This window comes from Streptomyces sp. NBC_01439, from assembly GCF_036227605.1.
Classification (GTDB): Bacteria; Actinomycetota; Actinomycetes; order Streptomycetales; family Streptomycetaceae; genus Streptomyces.
The window spans coordinates 8,617,782-8,644,360 of the sequence record NZ_CP109487.1 but is presented as its reverse complement, the minus strand read 5'-3'; the positions used below and the strand labels follow the sequence as shown (position 1 = coordinate 8,644,360).

Annotated in this window: 25 protein-coding genes; 13 read left to right on the top strand and 12 right to left on the bottom strand. The window is 72.0% G+C overall.

Annotated features, from left to right (window positions below; all coding sequences use genetic code 11):
* Positions 1–15 precede the first annotated feature (15 nt).
* A complete protein-coding gene (locus tag OG207_RS39330) occupies positions 16–1,113 on the bottom strand; it encodes a SchA/CurD-like domain-containing protein (RefSeq protein WP_329105783.1) in 1,098 nt (365 codons plus the stop codon).
* Between the two features lie 275 nt (positions 1,114–1,388).
* Between OG207_RS39330 and OG207_RS39325 the strand changes: the two genes are divergently transcribed.
* The gene (locus tag OG207_RS39325) at positions 1,389–3,020 is read left to right on the top strand and encodes an FAD-dependent oxidoreductase (RefSeq protein WP_329105782.1); all 1,632 of its coding nucleotides are present in this window, start codon (positions 1,389–1,391) and stop codon (positions 3,018–3,020) included.
* Between the two features lie 50 nt (positions 3,021–3,070).
* On the opposite strand, the gene OG207_RS39320 is transcribed toward OG207_RS39325, so the two are convergent.
* The gene (locus tag OG207_RS39320) at positions 3,071–3,280 is read right to left on the bottom strand and encodes an acyl-CoA carboxylase epsilon subunit (protein ID WP_329105781.1); all 210 of its coding nucleotides are present in this window, start codon (positions 3,278–3,280) and stop codon (positions 3,071–3,073) included.
* Between the two features lie 218 nt (positions 3,281–3,498).
* On the opposite strand from OG207_RS39320, the gene OG207_RS39315 reads away from it, so the two are divergent.
* From OG207_RS39315 to OG207_RS39300, 4 genes are all read left to right on the top strand, one after another.
* The gene (locus OG207_RS39315; RefSeq protein WP_329105779.1) at positions 3,499–3,780 is read left to right on the top strand and encodes a hypothetical protein; all 282 of its coding nucleotides are present in this window, start codon (positions 3,499–3,501) and stop codon (positions 3,778–3,780) included.
* A gap of 269 nt (positions 3,781–4,049) precedes the next feature.
* A complete protein-coding gene (locus OG207_RS39310) occupies positions 4,050–5,480 on the top strand; it encodes a glycoside hydrolase family 16 protein (RefSeq protein WP_329105777.1) in 1,431 nt (476 codons plus the stop codon).
* Positions 5,481–5,645: 165 nt separating this feature from the next.
* Positions 5,646–6,158, top strand: a complete 513-nt coding sequence (locus OG207_RS39305) for a pyridoxamine 5'-phosphate oxidase family protein (RefSeq protein WP_329105775.1) — start codon at positions 5,646–5,648, stop codon at positions 6,156–6,158.
* A gap of 88 nt (positions 6,159–6,246) precedes the next feature.
* On the top strand, positions 6,247–7,083 hold the full coding sequence (locus tag OG207_RS39300) for a class II glutamine amidotransferase (protein ID WP_329105773.1): 837 nt from the start codon (positions 6,247–6,249) through the stop codon (positions 7,081–7,083).
* 19 nt (positions 7,084–7,102) lie between these two features.
* Here OG207_RS39300 and OG207_RS39295 read toward each other — a convergent pair whose 3' ends face one another.
* Positions 7,103–7,987, bottom strand: coding sequence for an MBL fold metallo-hydrolase (locus tag OG207_RS39295; RefSeq protein WP_329105771.1), 885 nt, complete (start codon positions 7,985–7,987; stop codon positions 7,103–7,105).
* 126 nt (positions 7,988–8,113) lie between these two features.
* Between OG207_RS39295 and OG207_RS39290 the strand changes: the two genes are divergently transcribed.
* A complete protein-coding gene (locus OG207_RS39290) occupies positions 8,114–8,542 on the top strand; it encodes a MarR family winged helix-turn-helix transcriptional regulator (protein WP_329105769.1) in 429 nt (142 codons plus the stop codon).
* 89 nt (positions 8,543–8,631) lie between these two features.
* A complete protein-coding gene (locus OG207_RS39285) occupies positions 8,632–9,690 on the top strand; it encodes a LacI family DNA-binding transcriptional regulator (RefSeq protein WP_329105767.1) in 1,059 nt (352 codons plus the stop codon).
* Positions 9,691–9,782: 92 nt separating this feature from the next.
* Here the strand turns inward: OG207_RS39285 and OG207_RS39280 are convergent, their stop codons facing one another.
* Complete coding sequence (locus OG207_RS39280) at positions 9,783–10,445, bottom strand: DUF4360 domain-containing protein (RefSeq protein ID WP_329105765.1); 663 nt, start codon at positions 10,443–10,445, stop codon at positions 9,783–9,785.
* 263 nt (positions 10,446–10,708) lie between these two features.
* Here OG207_RS39280 and OG207_RS39275 point away from each other — a divergent pair, with 263 nt between their 5' ends.
* The gene (locus tag OG207_RS39275) at positions 10,709–12,571 is read left to right on the top strand and encodes a galactose oxidase-like domain-containing protein (RefSeq protein ID WP_329105763.1); all 1,863 of its coding nucleotides are present in this window, start codon (positions 10,709–10,711) and stop codon (positions 12,569–12,571) included.
* Positions 12,572–12,728: 157 nt separating this feature from the next.
* Here OG207_RS39275 and OG207_RS39270 read toward each other — a convergent pair whose 3' ends face one another.
* From OG207_RS39270 to OG207_RS39260, 3 genes are read right to left on the bottom strand one after another with little or no spacing between them, the layout of a single operon-like run.
* Positions 12,729–13,334 (bottom strand): HutD/Ves family protein, encoded by a 606-nt coding sequence (locus tag OG207_RS39270; RefSeq protein WP_329105761.1) that lies wholly within the window; start codon positions 13,332–13,334, stop codon positions 12,729–12,731.
* A complete protein-coding gene (locus OG207_RS39265; RefSeq protein WP_329105759.1) occupies positions 13,331–13,702 on the bottom strand; it encodes a DUF4180 domain-containing protein in 372 nt (123 codons plus the stop codon). Before OG207_RS39265 ends, OG207_RS39270 begins: the two co-directional genes overlap by 4 nt.
* Before the next feature lie 16 nt (positions 13,703–13,718).
* Complete coding sequence (locus OG207_RS39260) at positions 13,719–14,159, bottom strand: MarR family winged helix-turn-helix transcriptional regulator (RefSeq protein WP_329105757.1); 441 nt, start codon at positions 14,157–14,159, stop codon at positions 13,719–13,721.
* 154 nt (positions 14,160–14,313) lie between these two features.
* On the opposite strand from OG207_RS39260, the gene OG207_RS39255 reads away from it, so the two are divergent.
* Positions 14,314–15,843: an MFS transporter gene (locus OG207_RS39255; protein ID WP_329105755.1), complete on the top strand. Its 1,530-nt coding sequence runs from the start codon at positions 14,314–14,316 to the stop codon at positions 15,841–15,843.
* 98 nt (positions 15,844–15,941) lie between these two features.
* Positions 15,942–16,460 (top strand): mycothiol transferase, encoded by a 519-nt coding sequence (locus OG207_RS39250; RefSeq protein ID WP_329105753.1) that lies wholly within the window; start codon positions 15,942–15,944, stop codon positions 16,458–16,460.
* 96 nt (positions 16,461–16,556) lie between these two features.
* Here OG207_RS39250 and OG207_RS39245 read toward each other — a convergent pair whose 3' ends face one another.
* Positions 16,557–17,918, bottom strand: a complete 1,362-nt coding sequence (locus tag OG207_RS39245; RefSeq protein WP_329105751.1) for an FAD-dependent oxidoreductase — start codon at positions 17,916–17,918, stop codon at positions 16,557–16,559.
* Between the two features lie 208 nt (positions 17,919–18,126).
* Between OG207_RS39245 and OG207_RS39240 the strand changes: the two genes are divergently transcribed.
* The 3 genes from OG207_RS39240 to OG207_RS39230 all read left to right on the top strand — a co-directional run bounded on the left by OG207_RS39240 (position 18,127) and on the right by OG207_RS39230 (position 19,961).
* Positions 18,127–18,318, top strand: coding sequence for a DUF5302 domain-containing protein (locus tag OG207_RS39240; protein ID WP_329105749.1), 192 nt, complete (start codon positions 18,127–18,129; stop codon positions 18,316–18,318).
* A gap of 168 nt (positions 18,319–18,486) precedes the next feature.
* The gene (locus OG207_RS39235) at positions 18,487–18,900 is read left to right on the top strand and encodes a rodlin (RefSeq protein WP_329105747.1); all 414 of its coding nucleotides are present in this window, start codon (positions 18,487–18,489) and stop codon (positions 18,898–18,900) included.
* A 149-nt stretch (positions 18,901–19,049) separates the two neighbouring features.
* Positions 19,050–19,961: a glycoside hydrolase family 19 protein gene (locus OG207_RS39230; protein ID WP_329105744.1), complete on the top strand. Its 912-nt coding sequence runs from the start codon at positions 19,050–19,052 to the stop codon at positions 19,959–19,961.
* Positions 19,962–19,979: 18 nt separating this feature from the next.
* Here the strand turns inward: OG207_RS39230 and OG207_RS39225 are convergent, their stop codons facing one another.
* The 4 genes from OG207_RS39225 to OG207_RS39210 form a co-directional block, all read right to left on the bottom strand.
* Entirely contained in the window at positions 19,980–22,748 is a 2,769-nt protein-coding gene (locus tag OG207_RS39225; protein WP_329105742.1) for a helix-turn-helix transcriptional regulator, read from the bottom strand.
* Between the two features lie 213 nt (positions 22,749–22,961).
* A complete protein-coding gene (locus tag OG207_RS39220; RefSeq protein WP_329108202.1) occupies positions 22,962–24,728 on the bottom strand; it encodes a S8 family peptidase in 1,767 nt (588 codons plus the stop codon).
* Between the two features lie 459 nt (positions 24,729–25,187).
* Positions 25,188–25,937 (bottom strand): DUF1838 family protein, encoded by a 750-nt coding sequence (locus OG207_RS39215; RefSeq protein ID WP_329105741.1) that lies wholly within the window; start codon positions 25,935–25,937, stop codon positions 25,188–25,190.
* Between the two features lie 82 nt (positions 25,938–26,019).
* A complete protein-coding gene (locus OG207_RS39210) occupies positions 26,020–26,562 on the bottom strand; it encodes a GNAT family N-acetyltransferase (RefSeq protein WP_329105739.1) in 543 nt (180 codons plus the stop codon).
* Positions 26,563–26,579 lie beyond the last annotated feature (17 nt).

Here is a 26,579-nt window from a genome sequence, read left to right as displayed (position 1 = left end):
GACGGCCGGGGAGGATCAGGAATCCGCGGGTGCCCGGCGGTCCGTGATCAGGTTCATGGTGTGGCCGGCGGTCCGAACCCGCCTGCCGGCCCGGGCCGTCAGCCGGTCGAGCACCGCCGCCTTGCGCGGTCCCGAGACTCCGAAGGTGGTGTCGGGCTCGGCGTCGAGCGGGCCGCGGACGTCGATGAGCCGGACGACGATGTCGTCACGCTGGAAGATGCTGCTGCTCCGAACGGGGCTCCCCGGGTGGTGTGCGGCCGCCTCGTCCTGGCGGGCCAGGAACTTGGCGAGCGCGGCGCCGCAGCCGGGCTTGGCCGGATAGAAGACCGCGTGCCGCTGGACCTCTACGGACTCGGGTTCGGGTGCGGCGATGTGGTGGACCGCCGGGAGCGCCGCACGCATGAAGAACATGCGAGCGGACTCCGGGTCGTTCAGGTTCCGGTCCCGTTCGAGGTAGGGGTTGATGGCCTCCTCGACGGCGCGCACCTCGGGCTGCTCGGAGACGTGCCGCAGGGCCGCCATCAGGTCGCCCTGGACCTCCACCGTCCGTACGACCCGGTTGCCGTGCATGAACAGGGACGTGCGGCACAGGCGGGTGTGGTCGTCGACCCGGGCCGCCGGGGAGGCGTAGCTGGAGAGGATGGCGGCGACGTCCCGCTCGCTTCCCGGCTTGACGGTGAAGGTGAGGGCGTGGCGCACGATGCCGGCCCCCAGCCGGGGGGTCTGCTGCAGGCGCGCCGTGGCCGGGCGGGACTCCTGGCCGTAGCCGCGGCCGGTCTCCCGCAGGACGGTGAACTTGAGCGGGCGCATGGCGCGGGCGCACGCGCCGAGCGGCTTCACCTGTTCGGCGTGATGGTCGCTGTTGACCCATGCGAGGTACTGCGGGGCGCTTTCCCACTCGCTGGTGATGAGCCATTGGGAGGGGTTCTCGAAGGACTGGCACAGCTGGTCGCTGATGTGGCCCGGAACCGACGCGATGTCGTGGCGGAGCTGTTCGTACGCCTCGAAGAACTGCTGCTGGGTCCCCTCGTGGAGGTCCATCAGCAGGACGACCCGGAGCATGGAGCCGTCGAAGGCTGACTGCGACACCCGTTCGGACAGGGTGGTTGTCATCTACTCACTCCTTCATGAGGGGGTGGAGATCCATCGCGTACGGACCCCTCGTCCGTCACCGGTGGCGTCCGCCCGGGCCGGCGGCCGCCTCGGTGGGGAACGGCAGGCCGGCGCGTCTCAGGGGGAGCCGCTGTCGCTCATCGTCATCCGGGTGGGGACGTACCGCTACATGTCCGGATCAAGCGGGTGACAACCGGCGAATCAACTGGGCCTCATCCCCGATCGCGGGCATAAAGAGTCCACTCCCCCACACAGAAAACAGGAGCCCGCAGCTGATGGAAGACAACGCCGATGTTCGCGTACCGGTTCTCGTCGTGGGCGGCTCCCTCGTGGGCCTGTCCACCTCGCTTTTCCTGAGCCGCCACGGAGTGAGGCACCTGCTGGTCGAGAAGCACTCCGGCACCTCCGCGCACCCGCGGGGCCGTGGCATCAACGCCCGGACGATGGAGCTGTTCCGCACGGCAGGGGCGGAGCGCGCGATCCGCCGGGCGGCGTCCGTACTGGAGGGAAACCAGGGCATTCTGCAGGCCCGCTCGCTGACCGACGGCGACCACAACTGGCTGGTCAAGTCGATCGATCCGGCCGGGGCACTGGCCCGGTTCAGCCCGACCGGCTGGTGTCTGTGCAGCCAGAACAACGTCGAGCCGGTACTGGCCGAACAGAGCCGGGGCATGGGCGCCGACGTGCGGTTCGCCACCGAGCTGATGAGCTTCGACCAGGACGCCACGGGGGTGAACGCCGTGGTGAAGGACCGGGAGACGGGCGAGCACATCACCGTGCGCGCCGACTTCCTGATCGCCGCGGACGGGCCGCGCAGTCCCGTCAGGGAACAGCTGCGGATCCCCCAGACGGGTAACGGGGAACTGTTCCACAACGTGAGCGTCACGTTCCGCTCGGAGAAGCTCGTCGAGGTGCTGGGCGACCTGCGGTTCATCGTCTGCTACCTGATCCGCCCGGGAGCCGACGGAGCGCTGCTGCCCGTGGACAACAAGACGCAGTGGGTCTTCCACGCCCCGTGGCACCCGGACCAGGGCGAAACCCTGGAGGACTTCACCGACGAGCGGTGCGTGGACCAGATCCGCGACGCGATCGGCGTACCCGACCTAGACGTACGGATCGGCGGCAAGGCCCCGTGGCACGCGGCCGAACGGGTGGCGCAGCGGTATTCGTCCGGTCGGGTGTTCCTGGCCGGAGACGCGGCCCACGAAATGTCCCCCACGGGGGCGTTCGGCTCCAACACGGGGATCCAGGACGCGCACAACCTGGCGTGGAAGATCGCCGCGGTGCTGGACGGCTCGGCCGGCATCGAGCTGCTCGACACCTACGAGGCCGAGCGGCTGCCGGTGGCCAGGGCCACCAGCGAGCGGGCGTCGGCCCGGTCGGCGGAACACAGCCACCCGGGGTACGCGCCCCCGCCCACCATGGGCGGCGGGCCGGGCAGCGGGGTCCTCACCACGGCCATGGGCTACTGCTACCCGAAGGGCGCGCTCGTCGGCGGCGAGCCCGGACGGCCCGTCATCCCGGAGACGCTGCGCCTGGTCGGCGACACCGGGACCCGGGCCCCGCACATGTGGGTGACCCGGTCGGGTGAGCGGATCTCCACCCTGGACCTCTACGAGCGTTCCTTCGTGCTGCTCAGCGGCGCGGGAACGCCGTGGCAGGCGGCCGCGCAGCAGGTGGCCGGACAACTGCCGGTGCGGCTGGAGGCCTACACCATCGGCTCCGGGTCGGGTGTGGACCTGGTCCAGGAGGGGCGCGCCGACTGGACCGAGGTCCATGCGATGAGCGCCGAGGGCGCCGTGCTCGTCCGGCCGGACGGGTTCGTGGCCTGGCGCTCGGAGGGAGCCGTGGCCGATGCCCCTGCGACGCTGCGCGAGGTCCTCACGACGGTGCTGCGCCGGGCGTGAGAACCTCGTCCCCGTTTCCGCCGGCCGTGCGTGCGGCCGGCGGAAGCGGTTCAGCGGCAGGCCCAGCAACCTGCCCAGCAGCCGGATGCCGGTACCGCGGTGCGCCGGCGGCCGGGCCCTGCGCCTGCGGCCGCGTCGCCGCCGCCGGAGGCCCGCCCGGCGTAACACGCGACGACGACCGCGATCGCGGCCAGTTCCTCAGGGGCGGCGACGCCCCGCTCCACACGCAGCAGGCTCGCTATCGGGACATCCTTCGGCATCGGCACGGCCTCTCTCACGGGGGCTGCGCGTGCGCCCGGTCCCATCGCGAGGGGCGGACCGGCCGGGCTCCGGCGCGGGCGGCACACGGGTGGCTCGGCGCGCTGACGGGACGTGTTCCGCGTGAGCGAACCGGCCTGCGGGCTCCGGTGGGATCACCTGGAACCCTGTCGCGACCGACGCTACAAGAGCGTGCCGCGCGCGGCACTTTGGACCGGTCGTGGTGACCGGCCACCGGCCGCTGCTGTGCCGGGGCTGCGCCGGCAACCTGTACGCCGTCTGCACCATGGACCACGCGGGCCGGAACGCGGGCGGCAAGGCGGCAGGCAAAGCGGCCGGCAACACGGGCGGGAAGTCGTCCGGAAACGCGGTCGGGCAGTGGGAGGTCGACCACGAGATGCCCGTGCTGTGCCCGCTGTCCGGCCTGCTGCCGCTGACCGGGACGGCTGCCTGCGTCCATGACCTGCCCGGCGCCGAGGAGGTGCTCGGTCCGCCGGTCTGACGTACGGCGAGTTGATCCGTACGGGTGAGCGTCCCCCCGCCGACCGGCGGCCGGGGGCCCGATCGACGGCCGTGCCGTCGACCGGGCCCCCCGCGTTCACTGATTGAACTCGCCCTGCCGGCGAATGCCGTGCCGGTTGCATCTCTTGACGGCGCGTGAGGGCGCGGAGGACAGTGTCCAGCGGCGCCGGATTGAGAGCGCTCTCAAGGCACCGGAGCCACTGACCCTTCCCCCGCACCGCGCTTCGGCGCGCTTCAGAGAGGGCAGCCATGCACGAGATATCCGGCAGGAAGCGGCCGGGGGCCCGGCGGGCCCTCTTAGCCGCGCTCAGTACGATCGCCGTGGGCGCGGCAGCCGCCGCGGCCGTGGTCCTGCCCGCGAACGCCGCGGCTCCCCCCGCTCCGGCCGGCTGGTCCCGGGTGTTCCTCGACGACTTCGACGGACCTGCGGGATCCGGGGTGAACACCGCCGACTGGCAGTACACCACCGGCACCTCCTACCCCGGCGGACCCGCCAACTTCGGAACCGGCGAGATCGAGACGATGACCGCCGACCCCTCCAACGTCTCCCTCGACGGCACGGGCAACCTGCGCATCACCCCGCGCCGGGACGCCGCCGGCAACTGGACGTCCGGCCGCGTCGAGACCCGGCGGGCCGACTTCGAGCCCCCGGCGGGCGGCAAGCTCCGGTCGGAGGCCCGCATCCAGATGCCGAACGTGACGGGCCCGGCCGCCAAGGGCTACTGGCCGGCGTTCTGGATGCTCGGCGCCCCCTACCGGGGCAACTGGTGGAACTGGCCGGGCATCGGCGAGATCGACGTCCTGGAGAACGTCCAGGGCCTCAACAACGTCTGGGCCACCCTGCATTGCGGCACGAGTCCGGGCGGCCCCTGCAACGAGACCTCCGGAATCGGCGGCCAGCGCGCCTGCCCCGGCGCCAGTTGCCAGGCCGGCTTCCACACGTACGCCGTCGAGTGGGACCGCTCGACCGCGGTCGAGGAGATGCGCTTCTACGTCGACGAGTTCAACTTCCATACGGTGCGGGCCAACCAGGTCGACGCGACGACCTGGACCAACGCCACGAACCACGGCTACTTCATCATCCTGAACGTCGCCATGGGCGGCGGCTTCCCGGACGCCTTCGGCGGCGGCCCCGACGCGGGCACCCAGCCCGGACACGCGATGGTCGTGGACTACGTCTCCGTGCTGCGGTCGACCGGCGGCACCACCCCGCCCACCGCTCCACCGACGACACCGCCCACCACCCCGCCGACCGCGCCGCCCGGTCACCGCGACGCGTACACGGCGATCCAGGCCGAGTCGTACGACGGCCAGTCGGGCGTCCTCAAGGAGAACACCACGGACAGCGGCGGCGGCCAGGACCTCGCGGCGATCGGGAACGGCGACTGGGCACTGTTCCGGGGCGTCGACTTCGGCTCCACCCCGGCCAGGCAGTTCTACGGGCGCGTGGCCAGTGGTGCGGCCGGCGGGGTCAGCGGGCTGGTCGAGGTGCGGCTCGACGACCCGGCCTCGGCTCCGATCGGCAGCTTCTCGATCGCGTCCACCGGCGGCTGGCAGAGCTGGCGCACGGTGCCGGCGAACATCACCGCGGTCACCGGTGCGCACGACGTCTACCTGACCTTCGCCAGTGGCCAGGGCGCCGACTTCGTGAACGTCAACTGGTTCGACTTCGGCCATTGATGCGCGGCGGCGCCGTCCCCGCGGACTCCGCGGGGACGGCGCCCCGGACCGCCGGGCGGACTCGGCCCGGGAGCCGGGTGGGGCACCGCCTCCGGTGGACGGCCGGGACGCCCCGGGACAGGCTGGTGGGCGAACGCAGTCGGAGGCCGAACCAGGAGGACGACCGTGCCCGACGAGGAACCCCGCGCCGAGCTGGACGCGCGGTACAGCGACGAGCGGGCGAGGGCCGTGCCCTGGCGGGAGGCCGTCACCCGACTGGCCGCGGCGGAGCTGTACTGGCTGACGACGGTGCGCCCCGACGCGCGGCCGCACGTCACCCCGCTGATCGGGGTCTGGGCGGACGGCGCGCTGCACTTCTGTACCGGGCCCCAGGAGCGCAAGGCCAAGAACCTCCGCGGGAACCCGCACGTCGTCCTCACCACCGGGACCAACACCCTCCACGAGGGATTCGACCTGGTCGTAGAGGGTGAGGCCGTCCGGGTCAAGGACCCCGACCGGCTGCGCCGGCTCGCCGCCGCCTGGGAGGCGAAGTACGGCGCCGAATGGCATTTCGAGGTGGGGGACGGCGTGTTCGTGAATCCCGACGCGGGCGAAGCGGTGGTCTTCGCGGTCCGCCCGGGCACCGCCTTCGGTTTCGGCAAGGGCGGCTACAGCCAAACGCGCTGGCTCTTCTCCTGACCCGCAGCCGCCGCGGACGGCCCGTCCCGCGAGAACCCCGACGTCAGCGGGGTTAGGCTCAGAGCAGGTCGCGAAGGGGATGGTGCGCATGTGTCGCTGGCTCGCCTACTCGGGTTCGCCCATGCTCCTCGACACCGTGCTCTACCGCCCCGAGCACTCCCTGATCAACCAGAGCCTGCGGGCCAAGATGGGCGCCGAACCGACCAACGGCGACGGATTCGGCATCGGCTGGTATAGCGCGGACGGCAACGGCACCCCGGCGGTCTTCCGGGACGTCGGCCCGGCGTGGAGCAGCCGCAACCTGCAGGAGCTCGCGGCGCACGTCCGCTCGCCGCTGTTCTTCGCGCACGTCCGCGCCTCGACGGGGTCGGCCGTCCAGCAGTCGAACTGCCACCCCTTCCGCCACGGACGCTGGCTGTGGATGCACAACGGCGCGATCGCGGACTTCCAGCGGCTCCAGCGCGACCTGTGCATGGCCGTCGACCCGGCGCTCTTCCCGTCCATCGAGGGGTCCACCGATTCCGAGGTGATGTTCTACCTGGCGGTCACTTTCGGTCTCGACCAGGACGCCCCGGGTGCGGTGGCCAGGATGGCGGGGTTCGTGGAGCGCCTCGGCAAGGAGCACGGCGTGTCGGAACCGCTCCAGATGACGGTGGCGGTGAGTGACGGCACGCACGTGTGGGCCTTCCGCTATTCCAGCCAGGGGAGGTCCCGCTCGCTCTTCTACAGTTCCAGGGCCGAGACCGTCCGGCACCTGCACCCCGAGGTGCCCTACCTCAGGGAGGTTTCGGACGAGACGCGCCTCGTGGTGTCGGAGCCGCTGGGCGACCTGCCCGGAGTGTGGAACGAACTCCCCGAGAGCAGTTACGTGGTGATCCCCTCCGGGCCGGAAGCGGACTACCTCCCCTTCGTCCCCGAATTCTGACCCGCCCCTGACCTCCGGGTCACGCGTCCAGGGGGCGCCAGGCCGGGCCGTCCCCATCCTGCACGACGTGTCCGAACACCACGTCGGCGAAGTGGACGCCGAAGCCGATGGTGCCGGGTTCCGCCAGCTCGGCGACGAGGCGCCGACGGTGGCCGGCGGTGAGGGCGCCGTCGTGGTCGAAGCCCGAGGACCATGCGGGGTGGTCGATCTGGAGGGGCGAGTGCACGGCGTCCCCAAAGGCGATCAGACGGCGGCCGCCGCCGGTGATGACGTACTCGGCGTGTCCGACGGTGTGGCCGGGGGTGATCCGTACCCGCACGCCGGGAAAGACTTCCTGACCGTCCGTAATCGTACGTACGCGCGGCGCCAGGGCCGCGACCTGCTCGGCCATGCCCTGGGCCTCCAGGAGGTCGCGCCGCTCCCATTCGGGCTCGGACACCAGGTACTCGGCGTGGGCGAACACCGGCCGGTCACCGCCGGGCGCGGGGTGGCAGGCCCAGCCGAGGTGGTCCGCGTGGAGGTGGGTGAAGGCGACCGCCTCCACGCCCTCGGGGCTGCGACCGAGTTCGGCCAAACTCCGCACGAGCGCGCCGCCCCGGATCGTGGCGAGCGGACCGTCCGGCGCCTCGTGGGACTGCGGGCCGAAGCCGGCATCGATCAGCAGGGCGCGGCCGCCGTGCTCCACGAGCAGTCCGCCGACGCTCCCCACCAGGTGGCCGGCGGGATCCAGGTACTCCGGATGCGCGGCCCACACCTCGTCGGTGCTGTCCTGGAGCAGCGACAGGGGCCGGAGCCGTACGTCGCCGTCCGGCACGTAGGACACCGTGGTGTCGCCCAGCCGTATCGAGCGGATTCCCGCGGGTCGGCGCAGTCGCTCGTCCTGAGCCATCGTCATGTCGGCCATGGGTCATCTCCTGTGAGTTGCCATCAGGTCGCCGCGGTCCGCCGCGGCGACGATCACCATAAGCATCAAGTTCGAATCATTCAAGTTATAAATATTTCGGCTTCACGGACTTGCTAGGGTGAGGGCATGACGACGCCCCCGGAGCTGCAGGCCATCGCCGAGCGACAGCTGTGCGGCCTGGTGAACGGGCTGGCCCAGCGGATCGCCGAGCACGTGCGCGAGCGCGCCTCCGCCCTGGGCCTCACCGCGTCGCAGGCGACCGCGCTACGCGAGATGAGCGGGCCGATGACCATGCGGGAGCTCGCCGAACGCATGAGCTGCGAGCCCTCCAACACCACCTTCGTCGTCGACAAGCTGGAGAAGCAGAGCCTGATCGGGCGCCATCCGCACCCCACCGACCGCCGCGCGAAGCAGCTCGTCCTCACCGCCGAGGGGATCGCACTGCGCGAGCGCCTCCTCGCGCTGCTCGCCGTGGACTCGCCGCTGTCCGGCCTCGCCCCGGAGGAACAGGGCGTCCTACGGGGCCTGCTGGAGCGGGCCGTCACGCGGCCGTAACCCGCCTGCGGGGCAGCGACCGGGGGCGATCACCGGTTACCCTGCTGCCCGTCGAAGCCACCGCCCGCAGGCACCGTGGAGGAGCATCCGTGACCGAACCGCGTCCCGACAGCCGCCCCACCCTGGAGGCCGTCGCGGCGCACGCCGGGGTGTCGCGGGCCACCGCGTCCCGCGTGGTCAACGGCGGCGACGGGGTCCGCGCACATCTGGTGGACCGAGTGCGCACGGCGATCCGCGTGCTCGGGTACGTCCCCAACCACGCGGCCCGCACCCTGGTCACCCGGCGCACCGGGGCCGTCGCGGTGATCATCGCCGAGCCGGAGGTCCGGATCTTCTCGGACCCCTTCTTCTCGCGCCAGGTCCGCGGCATCGCCAAGGAGCTGACCGCGCACGACACGCAGCTCGTCCTGCTCCTGGTCGAGGACCGCGGCGACTACGAGCGGATCGAGCGCTACCTCGCCGGCGGCCACGTCGACGGGGCACTCGCCTTCTCCCTGCACACCGACGACCCGCTGCCCGCGATCACCCGCCGCATCGGCATGCCCACGGTCTACGGCGGCCGGCCCGGCTGGACCACCGGGACCGGGGAGGGCGAGGGCGAAGGCGAGGGCGTGGTTTACGTCGACGCCGACAACCGCGGGGGCGCGCGGGAGGCCGTGCGCTATCTGCTGGCGCAGGGCCGGAGGCGGATCGCACACATCGCCGGCCCGCTCGACCAGACCTCGGCGGCCGACCGGCTGAGCGGCTACCGCGACGCCCTGGCGGCCGCCGGCCCGGAGCTGTTCGCCGAAGGGGACTTCACCCCGGCGGGCGGGGCCCGCGCGATGGCGGAGCTGCTGGACCGGGACGCCGGTATCGACGCCGTCTTCGCCGGGAACGACCTGATGGCGACCGGCGCCCTGCGCGTGCTGCGGGAGAGCGGCCGGACGGTGCCCGGGAACGTGGCGCTGGTCGGCTTCGACGACGCCGAACCGGTGGCGGAGAGTGCCGACCCGCCGCTGACGACCGTACGCCAGGACATCGAGGGCATGGGCCGCCTGATGGCGCGGCTGCTGATGAGCCGCCTGAACGGCGGTCCGGACGGGCGACCGGCCGCACCCGATCCGGTGATCACCGCCACGGCGCTGGTGCGGCGCGCGTCGGCCTGAGCCCGACCGACCGGCAGCGGACCGGCGCCGGACACGTCGTAGGGGCCCGCCGGACGGCGGACCCCTACGAACGGGGAGCGGGCGCTCCCGGATCAGCGGCGGGCCGGGCACTTCTTCCAGGAGAAGTGGTACACGCTGTTGATGCTGCCGTCCGTCGAATCGAGCGCCATGAAGCTGGTGTGCGCCGGGTCCGAGGTGCCCACCTCGGCGCGCAGCTCGGTGTTGATGTTGAAGTTGCGCTGCTCACCGCAGGGGGCGAAGACCAGGGCCTCGACGCCCGTGGTGTCGGTCGCCTGCCAGTTGTCGACGAGCTCGCCGTTGAACTTGTGGGTCCGGTACGCGGTCTGGCTCATGCCCTGGAAGTAGTAGCTGGCCTTCTGCGTGCCGACCGCGCCCGGGGCGAGGCTGCCGAAGCCCCGGTAGTCGACCTTGGCCACGGCGTAGGTGTACCCCTGGGGGACGTGGACGTCGAGGGATAGGAGGCAGTTCTTGCGGCCCTCGACGGCGGAAACACCGCCGCCGGCCTGGGCCAGGTATTCGCTGTAGGTGACGGTGAAGGCGGAGTTGTCCGGCGACACGGCGACGGCGGCACTGCCGGGACGGCAGCCCGATCCGTTCACGGAGGCAACGTCCACGGTCACCTGGTCGGTGGGGGCGGAGAGCGCCGAGGAGGAGGCCCCGGCGGCGGGGGTGAGCGCGACGAAGGTCGCGGTCACGGCGGCTGCGGTGAATCCGGTGCGGAGGGACTTGATCACATCACCATGGATAGCGGCCCGCGGCGGCCCCGGCCGGCCGACGGGCACGCGGTCTCACCTCGATGGCCGAAGCCTCTCACCGGAGAAACGATAAATCTACTCAAACCCCTCCGCCGGATGGCCCCAGGTGGCGCGCAGTGCCGAGTCGAACCGGTCACTCGTTGCGATATTTCCTAATATCAGCGAGGTCCTTCAGGCAACCAGCGGGTTCTGGAGCCGGCCTCGGCGCCGGGGCGCCGGGCCCTCCAGCGGTGAGGAGTCCCATGTCCCGCGCACCACGCCCGTCCCGCGCACCACGGCCACGCCCCGCCGCCCCATCGACGCTGCCCCGCGCCACTGCCGTCGCCACCACCCTCGCCACTGCCCTCGCCATCGCGCTGGCCGGGGCCGCCCCCGCCTTCACCGCGACCCACCACACGGGCGACGAGGCCGCGGTGCTCGGCGAGGAGCACGCCCGCGCGCACGCGCGGTTGCGCGAGGCGGCCAAGAGCAACCAGGGCTATCCGCAGTCGAAGCGCACGTCGAGCCTCGCCTCGCTGGAGGAGTCCCAGCGCAAGGGCAACGCGAAGTTCGAGGCGGCCCGCTCCGGCCGGTTCACGCAGTTCTTCCCCTCCCCCGATTTCGGCGTCCACGTGGCCCAGCTGCCGACGGGCAAGGTGCTGCTCTTCTCCTTCGAACGTGTGGAAGCCGATCCCACCAAGGAGACCGGACCGACCAACACGGTCGGCCGGACCAACGCGGGCCGCGCCTACCTCTGGGACCCCACCAGGGGGACCGGGGCCAATGCCTTCAAGAACGTGCCGCCACCGGTGGTGCTGATGCCCGACGGCGCCTACGCCCCGCGCCCGGCGCCGTTCTTCTGCGCCGGTCACTCCTACCTCCCCAACGGAATGGTGGGGGTGTTCGGCGGAAACGTCGGTGGGAAGGGCGGCAGCGGCGCCAAGTTGTCCTTCGTGTTCGACCCGTGGACCGAGAAGTGGTTCCGCAACCGCGACATGTCCGTGGGCCGCTGGTACCCCTCGGTGGTGACCGGGCCGGACGGCCGACAGATCATCATGTCCGGCCAGTCCGAGCGCGGTACGGGCACGCCCACTCCGGTGGTGGAGCGCTTCCCCGCGCTCGGGCGGCCCGTGCCCTGGCGTTCGTACGACATCCCGGCGAACGTCCCCGCCGAGCCGCTCCGGTCACGGGCCCCCTTCCGCAACGACTATCCGCACCTCTTCTCGCTCCGGGACGGGAAGATCTACGGGCTCGGCCGCGACGCCGACCAGCAGTGGCTGTTCGACCCGGTCGAGGACGTCCGCACCGACCTGCCCCGGCGGCCCGCCGACTTCCGGGGCTACGGCTCCGCAGTGCCGCTGCCGGCCGGCTTCCGGGGCCCGGACTCCGTCCTGGTGCTCGGCGGCGACCCGCGCGACCCGCTCACGTACCGGCTGTCCGGCGGCCGCTGGAGCATCGAGGAGCCGAGGGCCTTCGGCCGCACCCAGGACGGAACGCTGATCCTGCCCGACGGGACCCTGCTCACGGTGAACGGCGCCCTGGACACTCGGGACTACGGCAACGGGCCCTTCAACCCGAAGGCCGACCTGAAGTACCGCCAGATCGAACTGCGCGACGCGCGCGGCCACTGGAAGCTGGGTCCGGCCCAGCGGCTGCCCCGCGGCTACCACTCCAACGCCCTGGTCCTGCCGGACGGCCGGATCATGGTCACCGGGGACGAACTCCAGCAGATCGCCAACGACCCCGACATCGGGGACGGGATGGACGGCAGCATCGAGCTCTACGAGCCCGCCTACCTGCACCGGGGCGCCCGGCCGGCGCTCGACCGGGCCCCGGCGGGCGACCTCGGCCACGACACGGCCTTCCAGGTCACGAGCTCGACGGCGAAGGACGTCACGCGGGCCGTCCTGCTGGCTCCGACGACCGTCACCCACTCGGTGAACACCAGCCAGCGCCACCTGGACCTGCGGATCACCGATGTCCGCGGCGCCACGATCGGGCTCCGCACACCGCCGGGGGCGGCCGATGCCCCGCCCGGGTACTACATGCTCTTCCTGCTCGACGCGAAGGGCGTCCCCAGCACCGCAAAGTGGATCAAGCTGGGCACCCGCCCCCGCACCCGCTAGTGCTGTGGCCGGAAAGGTTTGCCGGTTCGCGGCGTTCGGTGCGGTGCATCGCAAGGCGGAGGACAGCGGCTCGTACTGGACGTACTTGCGCGGTCCGACAACGCGGCGAGGCGCCGTACCGGGCGTCGTGAGCCGGTGAACCTTTCCGGTCACAGCACTAGACGGGGGCGGAGGCCGGGGCCGGGGCCGGGGTGAACCGTACGACGGCCGCGCGCCCGCCCGTACGGACCCGGCAGTCGACCGGCCCCGTCAGCAGGGCCGCGTCGTACGGGAGCAGCTCCACGCGGTCAGCGGCCCGTTCCAGTGTCGCCGCCCCCTCCAGCGCGGCCACCAGCAGCGTCCCGCCCGGCGGGACCGCGAGGGCGAGCGCGCCCCGTACGACAGCGGTCTGAGCCTCCACCGCGCCCCTGCGGTACATCACGTTGAAGTTCACGACGGGGCCGGAGAGCAGCCGGCAGTCGGTCGGCTCGTCCCCGGGAAAGTCCTGCGGCGCGAACCGCTCGTCCACGAGCCGGCGTACGCCCGCCACCGTGAGGTCCATGCCCGCACCCTCGGCGAGGGTCAGGGTGCGCCCGATGCCGGGGAAGGCCGAGAACGGGCCGTCGGCGGCGACCTCGGCCAGGCTCACGCGCCAGCCGAAACCCTCCATGTCCGCGCCTTCGGGCCAAGCCGCGATCTCCCGGGTGACTCCCCCGCCGTTCTTCCAGACGGTGGGGGTCCGGTCGACCGCCCGCAAGACGCACAGCGCGCCGGCTCCGCTCACGCCGCCGACCCGGCCAGCCGCTCGCCCAGCTCTCCGGTATCGGCGAGGAACCACGTCTGCGTCCCGCGGTTGCACTCGCGGACGAAGTCGCGCAGCGCCGGACTGGCCTCCGTGTGGCGCGAGATGTCGCCCAGGACGACGATCCCGACCCGGTACTGGACGAACTTCTGGATGATCGCGCCGGCGACGCGGGTGCTCAGCTGGAAGAACGCGTCGTCGAACCGCCCGGCGGGGATGACGACCCACTGGGCACCCTGGTAGCCGGCGTCGCCGATGTGGTCGAGCGCCTCGCGTTCACCGGCGATGACCTCGCCCTCCGCCTCGCACATCAGCACGGACACATCGTTGATCGTCTGCAAAGTGCTCATGGAGGCCGAGGGTACTTCAGGCGCCCTTCTCCATCGAGGGGCGCAGGCGGCCCAGCAGGGCGTAGAGCGTCGCGCTCTCGGCCTCGTCGAGGGTGTCCAGCGCACCGTGCATGGCCTGCATCTCCTCGCGCACGACCCGGATCACCTCGCGGCCCGCATCCGTCGCGACGACGTTCTTGACGCGCCGGTCGGCGGGGTCCGGCTCCCGGCGCACCAGCTCGCGGGCCTCCAGCCGGTCGACGATGCCGGTCACGTTGGAGGCGTCGCACACCAGCAGGGTGGCGAGGCCGCGCATCGGCACGGGGCCGTCGAGCTGGGCGAGGACCCGGGCCTGGGTGGAGGTCAGGCCGTGCTGGGCCGCGGCGGCGGCGAACTCGCGCCATTGGGCGGTGCCGATCGCGGCGAGCAGCTCCAGCAGCTGGAGCTTGGTGGGGGTCTGCGTGGCGGTGTCGCTCATACCTGGAGCGTACTCAGGATGCTTCACATTATCAATTGTTTACTTGACCACCTTAACTATCCACGTCTACCGTCGGTCGAGTTACTTGAGAAGGTCAAACATCTGCGTTCCGAAGCTCTTCAGCTCCGAAACACGAAGAAGGTTCACCCCAGCCATGAGCACCCCCTCCCCCGCCACCCCGGCCTCCGGGCACCGGAACGAGACGGTCATCGTCTTCGCCCTGAGCCTGGCCGCCATGGTCGTGTCGATGATGCAGACCCTGCCCGTCCCGATCCTCGGCCTCATCCGCCAGGACCTCGGCACCACCACGGCGAACGTGAGCTGGGTGACCACCGCCACCCTGCTGTCGGCCGCCGTCTTCACCCCGCTGCTGGGCCGGTTCGGTGACCAGCACGGCAAGAAGCCCACCCTGGTCGCCGTGCTCGGCGTCATGGTCGCCGGCTCCGTCATCGCCGCACTGGCGACCTCGCTGCCGCTGTTGATCCTGGGCCGGGTGCTCCAGGGAGCCGCCACCGCGATCTTCCCGCTGGCCCTGTCCGTCCTGCGCGAAGAGGTCCGTCCGCAGAAGCTGCCGGGCGCGATGGCCCTGGTCAGCGGCACCCTCGCGTTCGGCAGCGGGCTCGCGCTCGTCGCGACCGGGCTGCTCACCTCCGGCTCCGGTGCGGACTACCGCAACGCCTTCTGGATGGCGACCGGCTTCGCGCTCCTCGCCCTGCTCGCGGTGGTGTTCCTGGTTCCCGCGACCCGCCACAAGACCGGCGGGCGCACCGACTTCCTCGGCGCGCTCACCCTCGGCATCGCGCTGCTGCTGCTCCTGCTGCCGATCTCCCAGGGCCACGAGTGGGGCTGGGGCTCCGCCCGCACGCTGGGCAGCTTCGCCGGCGCCGCCGTCATGGCCGCGGTCTGGGTGCTCGTCGAGCGCAAGGTGCGCGAGCCGCTCGTCGACATGAAGATGTTCGTCCACCGCCCCGTGCTCATGGCCAACCTGGCCGGCGTCCTCGTCGGCTTCGGCATGTTCGCCAACTTCCTGGGCGTCTCGTACCTCGTCCAGATGCCCGAGGCCCTCACCGGCTACGGCTTCGACGCGTCCATCCTGCGGGCCTCCGTACAGTTCCTGCTGCCCGGCGCCATCGTCTCGCTGCTCGCCTCGCCCGTGGGCGGCCAGATCGTGCGCCACCGGGGTCCGCGTACGGCCCTGGCCCTGGCCGCGGCCCTCGGCGCGGCCGGCTTCGGCTGGCTGGTCCTGGACCACCAGCACAGCCTCTCCGTGATCGGCGCCGGGCTGGTCGTCGGTGCGGCCGTCAGCTTCGGCTACGCCGCCATGCCCGCCGTGATCATGTCCAGCGTCCCGCACCACCAGAGCGGCATCGCCAACGGCATCAACTCGATCTCCCGCTCCACGGGCAGTGCGATCGGCAGCGCCGTCGTCACCACGATCCTGGCCTCCAAGACCATCGAGCACCTGCCGGCGGGGGTCCCCCCGCTGCCCGCCGAGTCCGGGTTCACCCTCACCTTCGGGATCGGGGCGGTGGCCTTCGCGCTGGTCGCGCTGATCAGCTGGGTCGGCCTGCGCAGCGGGCAGGGCACCGTGGCGGCGGCCGCCGGACGGAGCGCGGCAGTGCCCGGGACGGCGGAGAAGGCCGAGCAGGCCGAGAAGGTGGAGACGGTCGACGCCACCCGCTGACCGACCGCAGGTCCCGTGACCCGACTCGCCGGCCCGGGGGTCCGACCTCCGCGTGTCGCTCGCGGGGGTCGGGCCTCCGGGCCCCGCATGGTGGGTGCATGAAGGCTACGGACGTCATCGCCGACGGATTCGGACGCATCCGGGAGATCGTGCACGAGGTCGTGGAAGGGGTCCCGCCCGAGCTGCTCAACGGGCGCGTGGACCCTGCGGCGAACTCGGTCACCTGGCTCGTCTGGCACCTGACCCGGATCCAGGACGACCACATCGCGGACGCGGCCGGCACCGAGCAGGTCTGGGATTCCGGCGGCTGGTCGGACCGGTTCGCGCTGCCGCTGCCCGCCGGTTCGACCGGATACGGGCACTCGCCGCAGGACGTCTACACCGTGCGGGTCGACTCGGGCGAGCTGCTGCTGGGGTACTTCGACGCGGTGCACGAGCGGACCGCGCGGTTCGTGCACGGGCTCGCCGCCACCGACCTGGACCGGGTGGTCGACGAACGCTGGGATCCTCCGGTCACCCTCGGGGTGCGCCTGGTCAGCGTGTTGGGTGACGACCTCCAGCACGCCGGGCAGGCGGCCTTCGTACGGGGCGTGCTGGAACGGGAACGGGGCCTCTGAGGGAGCCCCCGTCCCGTTGCCGGACGGCGGCGCGACCGCTCGCACCGCGGGACGTGCGGAGGGCCGGGACCCCGTCCGGGTTCCGGCCCCCTCGTACTACGCTCCGCTCGCCTTGAGCATGTCCTCGCGCTCGACGATCTTCACGCGCTCGCGGCCCTGGGGCTCGCCGAGGGCCTTCTCGGCCGCGTCCAGCCGGTACCAGCCCTCCCACGTCGTGTAGCGGACGCTGCGCTCGGCGAGGAAGGCTTCGACGGCCTCCGGGGCCGGGGCGGCCGGCTCGCCCAGGCGGCCCTCCGCGTGGTCGGCGAGCAGGTTCGCGACGGTCTCGTTCGCGTCACCCTTGGTGTGGCCGATCAGGCCGACCGGACCGCGCCGGATCCATCCGGTGACGTACGTCGACTGCAGGTGGGCACCGGCTTCGATCACGCGGCCGCCCTCGTCCGGGACCGTGCCGGACTCGACGTCCCAGGGGAGCTTGGGCAGCTCGTCGGAGAGGTAGCCGACGGCCCGGTAGACGGACTGGACGTCCCAGTCGGTGAAGTTGCCCGTGCCCTTGACGTTGCCGGTGCCGTCGAGCTCGGTGCGCTCGGTGCGCAGTCCGACGACCTTGCCGTCCTCGCCGAGGATCTCGGTGGGCGACTCGAAGAAGTGCAGGAACAGCTTGTGCGGGCGCTCGCCGATGTCGCGGATCGCCCAGTTCTCCAGGGTCTTGGCGACCATGTCGGCCTGCTTGTTGCCGCGGCGGGTGGCTATGGAGCCCTCGTCGTAGTCGATGTCCTCGGGGTTGACGATGACCTCGATGTTGGGCGAGTGGTCCAGCTCCCGGAGCTCCATGGGGCTGAACTTGGCCTGCGCCGGACCCCGGCGACCGAAGACGTGCACCTCCAGGGCCTTGTTCGCCTTGAGCCCGTCGTAGACGTTCGCCGGGATCTCGGTCGGCAGCAGTTCATCGGCCGTCTTCGCGAGGATGCGCGCGACGTCGAGGGCGACGTTGCCGACACCGAGCACGGCGACCTTCTCGGCCTCCAGCGGCCAGGTGCGCGGGACGTCCGGGTGGCCGTCGTACCAGGAGACGAAGTCGGCGGCGCCGTAGGAGCCGTCGAGGTCGACGCCCGGGATGTTCAGCGCGCGGTCGGCCGTGGCACCGGTGGAGAAGATCACGGCGTCGTAGAAGGACCGCAGCTCGTCGAGGCTGATGTCGTTCGGGTAGTCGACGTTTCCGAAGAGGCGCACCTGCGGCTTGTCGAGAACCTGGTGGAGGGCGGTGATGATGCCCTTGATCCGGGGGTGGTCGGGAGCGACGCCGTACCGGATCAGACCGAAGGGCGCGGGCATCCGTTCGAAGATGTCGATGGACACACCGGGCTCGACGGCTGCCTCGGACTTCAGCAGCGCGTCGGCGGCGTAGATACCGGCGGGGCCGGCACCGACGATGGCTACCCGCAGAGGGCGAGGCATGGCAGGGGTTCCCTTCGAGCGACAGCAAGGTGGATCAAAAGGAACCCTAAACGAAGGTAAACCTAACTCAGCACCCGGTGTCTCTTTATAGCCCCATAATCAAAACTTATGACCTCCCCAAGCCCCCCTTGGGGCATCGAGGAACTCGCTGGTCAGCACGGACGCCACCTGACAGACTGAAACCGCTTGATCACCCCAGGAGGACAACATGGCTGACGAAACCGACACCCCGCAGGACGAGTCCCCGGCCGACGCAGCCAAGCGCAAGTTCCGGGAGGCCCTGGAGCGCAACGCTGCGAACGCCCAGTCCCAGCAGTCCCACCAGAGCCGGGCGAAGGTCCACGGCGCCAGCAGCGGCCCCGGCGGCAAGAACAAGAAGGTCCGCCGCAAGACCGGCTGACGCTCGAGCCCGAGGAGCCCGCCCCCGCCGTCACGGCCGGGGGTGGCTCGATCCGGCATTGGGCCACTCGGGTGAGTGGGGATAACCCCGAGCACCGTCAACAGTTGATCAGCACGTCCCGCCGAGGGCAGCCATCACACGCGACAGTGCGACCAGAAGGATCCCCACATGCTCAAGAAGTTCATGGCCACCGCAGCCGCCACCGCCGCCGTGCTCGGCGCGGGTGCCGCAGTCGCCTCCCCGGCGATGGCGATCGGCAACGACAACGGCGTGAACACCGTCAACGGCAACGGTTCGTCCCAGATCTACGGCAACCAGGAGACCCACGGCAAGATGAGCCCGCAGCTCGGCGCCATCCAGGGCTCGCTCAACAAGCTCTGCGTCGGCCTGCCGGCCAAGGTCAACGCCCAGTCCCTGCTCGCGGTCCTCGCCAATGTCGGCGTCCAGGACGTCAACGTCCTCGCCAGCCCGCAGAACCAGCAGTGCACCGAGAACTCCACCCAGGCCAAGGGTGACGAGGCCCTCTCGCACATCGCCAGCAACATCCCGGTCCTCTCCGGCAACCTCTCCGCGGGTAGCTGATCGGTTCGATTCCGCGCCGGTGTCACGCGTCACGCGTGACACCGGCGCGTTTCATTTGGTCTAGACCTTGACAGGTTCAGACCATTTTCGCTTCAGTGGGCACCATTGCCCTCCACGGCAAGTCCCCCCACTGAAGGAGCAGTTACGTGATGCGTGCGCTTCGCCTCCGCGCCCTCGCACTCGCCGCCGCCTCGGCCCTCACGGCCGGCCTCGCCCTCGCCCTCCCCTCCTCCCCCGCCGTCGCCGCGGCCCCCTGCGCCGGCGCCTGGACCTCCTCCGCCGTGTACACGGGTGGCATGAACGCCTCCTACGGCGGCCACAACTGGCAGGCGAAGTGGTGGACCCAGGGCGAAACGCCCGGCACCACCGGCCAGTGGGGCGTCTGGTCGGACCAGGGCGCCTGCGGCGGCGGGGGCCAGGACCCCGATCCGGGCAACCCCAACGGATTCGTGGTCTCCGAGGCCCAGTTCAACCAGATGTTCCCGAACCGGAACCCCTTCTACACCTACAACGGCCTGGTCGCGGCGCTGTCCGCCTACCCCGGGTTCGCCAAGACCGGTGACGACACCACCAAGCGGCGCGAGGCAGCGGCCTTCCTCGCGAACGTGTCCCACGAGACGGGCGGACTCGTGCACATCGTCGAGCAGAACACCGCCAACTACCCCCACTACTGCGACGCGAGCCAGCCGTACGGCTGTCCCGCCGGCCAGGCCGCCTACTACGGCCGCGGACCCATCCAGCTCAGTTGGAACTTCAACTACAAGGCCGCCGGTGACGCCCTCGGCATCAACCTGCTCGCCAACCCGTACCTCGTGGAGCAGGATCCGGCCGTCGCCATGAAGACGGCGCTCTGGTACTGGAACACCCAGAACGGCCCGGGCAGCATGACCGCGCACGCCGCCATGGTGAACGGCGCGGGCTTCGGGGAGACCATCCGCTCGATCAACGGCGCCCTGGAGTGCAACGGCGGCAACCCCGCCCAGGTCCAGAGCCGCATCTCGAAGTACCAGAGCTTCACGCAGCTGCTCGGGGTGACCCCCGGGAACAACCTCGGCTGCTGAGCAGCGGTGCCGTGGCGGTCACCGCGCGCGCAGCGCGGTGGCCAGCTGGGCCCGTGAGCGGACGTCGAGCTTCTGGTAGATGCGGGTCAGCCGGGCCTCCACCGTCTTGACGCTGAGGAACAGCTTCGCCGCGGCCTCCTGGTTGCTGGCGCCCTGGCTGACCAGCAGCGCGAGCCGGGTCTCGGCCTCGGTCAGGGTCGCGGCCGCCGGTACCCGCACACCGGCGCCGTCACCCGGGGCCGGTTCCCTGGCGAGCTCCGTCCAGGGGGCGGCCCCGGCCCGGTCGAAGACCTCGGCCGCGGCCCGGAGCGCCGCGCGGGCCGGTGCGCGCCGACGTCTGCGGCGCTCCACCCGGGCGAGGGCGAGCAGCGTACGGCCGCGTTCCAGCGGCAGCCGCAGGGCGTCGAAGCGCTGGGCGGTGGCCTCCAGCAGGTGGACGGCCCCGTCGGCGTCGCCCTGGGCGGACAGGCACAGCCCGCGGGCCCGGTCGAGGGCCGCGACCACTCCGGTCCGGCCGAGCCCGACGGCGACCGTGCGGACGGAGGCCAGCAGGCGGGCCGCCTCCTCGGGTGCGTCGGCGGCGATGAGGGCTTCGGCGAGCTCCCCGTGCCAGCGCAGGATCGAGGGGTCCACCACCTGCTGGGCGGCCTCCAGCTCGGCGACCCGGCGCAGGGTGGCGACGGCCTTCGCCGCCTCTCCCGTGGCGAGTTCGACGAGACCGAGCGCGTGCAGGCTGCGGGAGAGGAAGACCTGGTCCTGCTCCTCCTGCGAGGCCTGGATGCCGCGCCGGGCGTAGCCGGCGGCCCGGGCGAAGCTGCCGCCCATGGCCTCGGCCATCGCGGCGACGTACCAGGCGGGGCCGGGCGAGAGGCCCGCGTCGATCGTGAGCTCGAGCGCCCGGCGGGCGTGGGCGGAGGCGGCCTCGCACCGGCCGCTGCGCAGTTCGACCTCGGTGAGGCTGCGCAGGACCTCGAAGACGTCCTCGGCGGATCCGGTGCGCTGGACCGCGGGCAGCAGGACCATCAGTTGGCGGCGGGCGTCGTCGAGGCCGTCGTCGAAGAGGGCGTGCCGGACGGCGAGGTACTGGGGCGCGTTGCGCATGCCGAGCGGCACCTCGGGGGCGGGCAGGACCAGGGCCTCGGCCAGGATCGCCTCGGCTCCCGGGTCGCCGAGGATCCGGCCCATGCGGGCCCGTACCGTCAGGGCCATGGCCTCGGCGACCTGGTCGCCGCCGAGTGCGGCGAGCGCCCCGGCGCGAGCCGCCGCGTCGCGGGAGCGGACCGGGTCGCCGTCGCTGAGGTTGTGCTTCCAGGCGATCCGCAGCTGGACGGCGGCCTGGAGCGAGGGGTCACCGGCGGCCTCGTCCATGGCGTACGCGATGGTCTCGTCGAGGGCGCCCAGGGCCTGCCCGGCGGCGTCGATCACGGCGAGCCGGGCCCGTACCCGGTCGGCGGGCGAGGCGTCGCGGGCCAAAACGGCTCCGGTGGCGCGCCGGGCGAGGTCGGCTCGGCCGGACCAACCGGCGTCCTCGGCGGCCGTGACCAGGCGGGCCAGTTCCTCGCCGGCGAGCGAGGACGGCGTGCGTTCGGCGGCGAGCAGGCCCAGTTCGGCGGCGAGGGCGCGCTGTCCCCGGCGGCGGCAGGCCGCGGCGGCCTCGGTGATCTCCGCGGCGAGCCACGGGTCGGGGGTGTCCACGGCCAGCGCGCGGTGGCGTACGGCTTGGACGGGGTCGTCGACGGCGGCGGCCAGGGCCGCGTGTCCGGCGGCGCGTTCGGGCCAGCCGGCGTCGGCGGCGAGGGCGGTGGGCAGGGCGCCGGCGGTGAACTCCACGGAGCCGTCCTCGCCGACCCTGACCAGCGCGGCCCGTTCCGCCTCGGCCAGCTCGGCCTCGGCGTCGGGGCGGCCGGCGCGGCGCAGCAGGGAGATGGTGGGGCGGGTGGCGAGGGCGGCGAGCAGCAGGGTGCGGCGGGCCTGGGCGGGGGCCCCGGCGAGCAGCCGGCGGGCCACCTCGCGGGCCTGTCCGGAGACGGGTAGGGCGTCGGCGTGGTGGGCACTGCTGTCGCGTGCCTCGGCGGCTTCGGCAAGGGAGTGGCCGAGGGCGAGGGCGAGGCGCGGGTTGCCTCCGCTGGCCTGGTGGATCCGGCCGGCGAGGCGGGCCGGAAGGCCGTGGCGGAGGAGGAGTTCGGCGACCTCGTCGGCGCCCAGCGGGGGGACCCGGATGGCGGGGACGCCGGGGCCGCAGAGGGGTTCGCCCACCGGGACTCCGCCCTGGACGCATTCGGCGACCAGGACCCGTACGCGGGGCGGGGTGAGGCGCAGGGCGAAGCGGAGCAGGTCGGTGCTCTCGGCGTCGAGCCACTGGGCGTTGTCGAGGACGAGCAGGACGGGGTCGCGGTCGGCGAGGGTGCGCAGCACTTCGACCACGGCGAGGCGCAGGGCTATGTGGTCGCGGCCGGCCCGGGGTGCGTCGGCCTCGCGGCGCAGGAGGGCGATGGCGGTGCGCTGGGGGCCGGAGAGCTGTTCCAGGGCGCCGCCGGGCACGGAGGCGAGGAGGGCGGCGGCGGACGCCTCGGGTATCCATTGGTCGGCGGCCTCGGGGGCGAGGCACAGCACGGTCTCGTGGCGCGATGCGGCCGCGGCCGTGACGGCGCGCACGACCTCGGTCTTGCCCGCGCCGGCGGGTCCGGTCAGGAGCGCCCGGCCGTGCGCGGCCAGCGCGCGGTCGACCGCCCTGATCAGTTCTCCGTGTCCGACACTTGTGTCAGCGTGCCCCGTCGCCGCCACCACGCACAGCCACCAGCCTCTCGGTCCCCAGCTCCGGCGCCCTTCCTGTGAGAGGCGACAATACGAGGTCGAGTGGCGGGCGGACACGGATTGTGACGCAGAAATCAGCCGCGTGCCGGGAAAACCCGTCGGACCTGCCGATACGAGGTGTATCAGCAGGTCCGCGGGCTGGCTTTGGTCCGTACTATCTGGCCGTCAGGCCGAGTTGGCTCCTGATCAGAAGGTCAGGTTCCAGGAGTCGATCTTGCCGGTGTCGCCGCCGGCGTTGTCGTTGACCCGCAGCTTCCAGGTGCCGTTCGCGACCTCGGAGGAGGCGTTCACGGTGTAGACCTGGTTGATGTTGGCCGTGCTGCCGCCGGAGCGGTTGTGCAGGTTGTAGACGCTGCCGTCCGGGGCGACCAGGTCGACCTTGAGGTCACCGATGTAGCTGTGGACGATGTTCACGCCGACCTTGAGGGCCGCCGGGGCGTTGCCGGTCACACCGGTGACGGTGATCGGGCTCTCCACGGTGGCGTTGTCCGCGATGGCGTAGTCCGTGGTGTTCTCGCGGCCCGAGGTGGGCGGGGTCGAGGTCACGGCGGCGACGGTCGCGGCCGCGTCGGCGAGGCCGGCGCCGCAGCCGCCGGTGCAGGTACCGGGCAGCGGGCGGGCGTTGGTCTTGATCGCCGACTCGATCTGGGCCGGGGTCAGCGAGGTGTTCGCCGACTTCAGCAGGGCGGCCAGGCCCGCGATGTGCGGGGCGGCCATGCTGGTGCCCTGGTAGGGCTTGTAGATCTCGGCACCGGGGGTGGTGGTCCCGCCGTTCAGGGTGGAGAGGATCGCGTTCTGGGGGGTGGTGACGGTGCCGGGCGTGTCGGTGGCGCGGCGCGTCTCACCGCCCGGGGCGGCGATGTCGATGATCGAACCGTAGTTGGAGTAGTACGAGCGCTCTCCGGCACGGTTGGTCGACGCCACGTTGATCACGTTGTTGCAGCTGGCGGGCGAGTAGCCGGACGCGTTGGCGTTGCTGTTGCCGGCGGCGACCACGACGGTCGTACCGCGGGCGACGGCCGCGTTGATGGCGTTCTGGTAGCTGGTGCCGCAGGCACCCGGGCCGCCGAGGCTCATGTTGATGACCTTGGCGGGGGTGGCGTTGGCCGGGACGCCCGCGACGGATCCGCCGGAGGCCCAGGTGATGGCGTCGACGATGTCCGAGGTGGCACCGCCGCACTTGCCGAGGACGCGGACGGGCTGGATCTTCGCGCCGTAGGCGATGCCGGCGACGCCCTTGGAGTTGTTGGTGGCCGCGGCGATGGTGCCCGCGACGTGGGTGCCGTGCCAGGAGGAGTTGCTGGCCTTGGAGCCGGTGCCGCACTCGCCGTCGGTGGCGTTCCAGTCGCCCTCGTCGGCCGGGTTGGCGTCACGGCCGTTGCCGTCGCGGGCCTCGGAAGCGGTCGAGATGAAGTCGTAGCCGGAGACGATGTTCGGCGCGACGTCCGAGTGGGCGACGTAGCCGGTGTCGATCACGGCGACGGTGACGCCGGAGCCCGTGGTCTTGTCCCAGGCACCGGGGACGTTCATGCCGGCGGTGGACTCGAAGAGGTCCCACTGCTTGGCGTACTCGGTGTCGTTCGGGGTGACGGCCTGGGCGTAGGCGCGGGTGTCCGGCTCGACGTAGGCGACGTCCGGGTCGGCGCGGAACTGGGCCATCACGTCCGCCGCGTCGGCCGGGGCGGTCGCACCACCCAGGCTGACGAGGGCGGCACCGGTGCCGAGGCGACGGTCGAACTTCGCCTTCTTGTTGCCGGCCTTCTTGCCCTTGGCGGTGGCGTCGTCGGCCGCCGCCGTGTTCGAGCTGGCCTCGGTGGCCGAGGACTTGTATCCGACGATGAGGTTCTCGACGGGCGCGGTGGGGGCGACCGTGGCGGCGGGGGCCGCTGCGGGGGTCTCGGCGGCCAGGGCCACGGAGGCTGTCGCGGAGCCGGCGAGCAGGGTGACGGACATGGCCACCACGGATATGAGCCGACGTCTGGAAGAGTGCACGTGTTCCCCTTCGAGGGCCGTTTCCGGGCGTGCCGGATCGGCCGGTCAGTGCAGTGTGGGAGGTTCCGGCGGCCGCGGGACCGGGAGCGAGTTGGTCGAGCTCGCCCCGGCTCCGCCGCGCGCCACGTCGCCCGAGCCGCAACAGCGGGGCTGGGCAACGGCGGTCCCGGCTCTCCCCCCGACCGGTACGGCCTTCACGCCATGTGGGGTTGGCGTGTGTGCCTTGGGGTCAGGGGAAGATCGCCGGTGGGCAGACAGTAGGCAACACGGGGATGAACTCGATACGGGGAAAACCCTTGTCCGCCCCCTGCCGATCCCGCCGGGGGTCCCTCGGTAGGGGCGCTGACCAGGCATGTTCGTCGTCCGCGCGATCGCCGCGCACCATCGGGGCCGAGACCGGGAACGGAACCGGAGCTGGCCCTACCGCGGCGGGAAGAGCGTGCGGAAGTACGTCCAGCTGGTCTCGTTCGGCTCGCTCCACTTCTCCGGCGCGTGGGCGAATTCGGGGTGGTGCTCGGCGACGTACGCGCGGGTGCGCTCCGGGACCTGCGCGTACGAGTCCAGCTTGCGGCCGCGGCAGTGGAAGGTGAGGCCGCCGGGGCGCTGCCCCTGTTCCATCCAGGGCAGCCACGGGGACATCCGGGTCCACGACATGGTGGCGGGGACGCTCACCGCGTCGGTGGTCAGGGTGGCCGCGCGCGCGAAGAACTGGAACAGCTCCAGGGCGCGGTAGGTGTCGTCGGCCGAGTGGGCCGGGTACTGCGCGACCGGCAGGGGCGAGGGGTAGGCCAGCGGGATCTCCAGGCTGAAGCAGACCTGGTCGCCCAGTTCCGTCAGGGGGATCGGGAAGGGCCGCCACTTCTGGTTCGCCGGATCGTTCCAGACGTGGATCACCTGCTTGTCCTGCCAGGTCTCCAGGATCTCCCGGGTCCCGGGGTCGAGGTAGAACGCGGCCTCCCTGGACAGGAGCTGGTAGCCGCCGAGCTCCTCGTCCGCCACGAGGCGCGCGACGTTGAGCCCCTCGAAGCCGAAGAGGCGCCGGTAGGGCTCGCCGGGGGCCCAGGAGTGGACGTCCCCGGTCCACCAGTAGGTGACCTCGGCGCCGTCGAGCGAGGCGCGGGTGCGGGCGAATGCGTGCAGGAGCTCGGCGGGTGTCAGCTCTGATGTCATACGCCCCACTGTGCGCGGTGGCCGCGCAGCTGGACAAGCGGCCCCACGGACAACCCCCGAGGGCCGTCGCGCCGGTGACGCTTCAGGCGGCTGCGCGACGCACGTGCAGATGGCCGTCGAGGGGGTAGGCGGGAGGCGCGGACACCAGCGTCCTGTCGTACGCGTAGCCGCATTTGACGGCGACGCGGCAGGATGCGGGGTTGTCCACCTGGTGGAGGAGTTCGAGGCGCTCGAGGCCGTCGGTCCGAAAGGCCTCCAAGGACCAGGCGGTGAGGGCTTCCAGGGCTCGCGGAGCCACGCCCCGGCCCCGTGCCTCCGCCGCCGTCCAGTAGCCGACCTCGGCGGAGGCCTTGCCGGGCGCGACCTCCTTGAGGACGACGTTGCCCACCAACCGCGCCGGCAACGCGCCCCGGGGCGCCTCCAGGACGGCGAATCCGAACCGGCCCCCTGCCGCCCAGCCCCGCTCCTGGGCCCGCACCCACCTCAGTCCGTCGTCCTCGCTCTCCAGCCCGGGATCCGGGGAGGCCTCGACCAGTGCGGCGACGTCCTCCACGCACCAGGGCCTGAGAAGGAGAGCGGGAGCGGTCGATGTGGCGGCGGCCCCGAGCGTGACGGAAGTGATCATCGGCCGATCGTACGCAC